This window comes from Microcoleus sp. OTE_8_concoct_300 (assembly GCF_031383065.1).
Classification (GTDB): Bacteria; Cyanobacteriota; Cyanobacteriia; order Cyanobacteriales; family Microcoleaceae; genus Microcoleus.
Genome location: NZ_JANMZH010000709.1, coordinates 1 through 1,177 on the forward strand (window position 1 = coordinate 1; position 1,177 = coordinate 1,177).

3 protein-coding genes are annotated in these 1,177 nt (G+C 40.0%); all 3 read left to right on the forward strand.

The window, feature by feature from the left end; all coding sequences use genetic code 11:
- The first annotated feature begins 133 nt into the window (after positions 1-133).
- The gene (locus ACUVJL_RS31740; RefSeq protein ID WP_445249464.1) at positions 134-271 is read left to right on the forward strand and encodes a hypothetical protein; all 138 of its coding nucleotides are present in this window, start codon (positions 134-136) and stop codon (positions 269-271) included.
- A 107-nt stretch (positions 272-378) separates the two neighbouring features.
- The gene (locus tag ACUVJL_RS31745; RefSeq protein WP_445249465.1) at positions 379-618 is read left to right on the forward strand and encodes a hypothetical protein; all 240 of its coding nucleotides are present in this window, start codon (positions 379-381) and stop codon (positions 616-618) included.
- A gap of 8 nt (positions 619-626) precedes the next feature.
- The gene (locus ACUVJL_RS31750; protein WP_445249466.1) at positions 627-1,097 is read left to right on the forward strand and encodes a hypothetical protein; all 471 of its coding nucleotides are present in this window, start codon (positions 627-629) and stop codon (positions 1,095-1,097) included.
- The last annotated feature ends 80 nt before the right edge of the window (positions 1,098-1,177 follow it).

The window sequence follows — 1,177 nt, forward strand, 5'->3', positions numbered from 1 at the left end:
TTGCTCTGGTATATTCTTGCAGCTTTCTTTGTTTCTCTGGATTCATAATTTTGCGATAGTGGTAAACATATTTAATTATGGACTAATGAGGGGTAGGGTATGTCTGAGTATTTGTACTCATCGCATAAGTGTTATGCTCCCCGACTCCGCTTCCTCCCTCCTAGCAGCCCAAAAGTGGATTAACGATTTTATGGAGTATGACGATGAAGAATCTCATGAGGTAAGCAATAATGTTATAGCCTTTCTCAAAAAGGTGAGGTACGAATTTTGACCTGGAAAGCTTGACAATACAGGGTTTCTGTATACCTCATTTATCTGAGAATCGCTATAGATAAATTGTTGAATTTGTTGTCAGAGCGCACCGTTAGTAACCTAGCTATGAAACAGTTGCTTAATCTCCAAGTAAGAGGCGTTGTAGAATCTGACTCTGATTCTGATGAGGAATATGAATATTTAGGCTGGGTAATCAAGCTTAAATGGATTGAATCAAAGAAGGAAATGAATTGGTGTATTTACGATCGTCTCAAAGAAGGAGTTTCGCACAACACAGAAACAGCTTTAGTTAACGCAAAATTCTGGATCGATAATCTTGCTAATGATTCAACACAATTAGATTAGGAAAATAAATGCAACAACAACTTGACCAAGAACAAGATGTATTAACCTACCTTCTCACAACCTTAGTCGGTGGTGCTCTTGATGCTGAGGGGGAGCAAATGTTGGATGATGTTTTCAACATCACAACCGCTAACTTGAATCAACTCACGCCCCAGGGCTGGGCTGCGATCGGCGATCGGGCAATCCAAGCAAAATGGTTCCTTGACCACATCACCGAAATCAAAGAGAAATTTAAGCTACTCATTGACGCACAAATCTGTTTCCGTGAGTTTCAAGGCTGGCTGATGGAAGCTGGCTATAAAGGCGCTGAGAAAATTAAGAAAGCTCAGATAGATGTTGCAGTTGCTCGGGCGAAATACGGCGCAACAGTTGAGCAGCAAGATTATCGGCTAACAAAAAATAAGGAACAATTTGCAGCAGAAACAGTACAGGAAAATGGGTGCATCTCAATGAATGCGAATGTGTCAAAAAAGAGTTAAAATGAAAAAGCTAGTAAAATCGTCAAATAAAGATGAGGTAAATAAAATGACACCCTCAGACCAACAACAGCTAAAAGCCC

Bases quoted from the DNA above. Each gene is read 5' to 3' on its own strand.
- ACUVJL_RS31740 (WP_445249464.1), top strand. From the start codon at position 134: ATGCTCCCCGACTCCGCTTCCTCCCTCCTAGCAGCCCAAAAGTGGATT.
- ACUVJL_RS31745 (WP_445249465.1), top strand. From the start codon at position 379: ATGAAACAGTTGCTTAATCTCCAAGTAAGAGGCGTTGTAGAATCTGAC.
- ACUVJL_RS31750 (WP_445249466.1), top strand. From the start codon at position 627: ATGCAACAACAACTTGACCAAGAACAAGATGTATTAACCTACCTTCTC.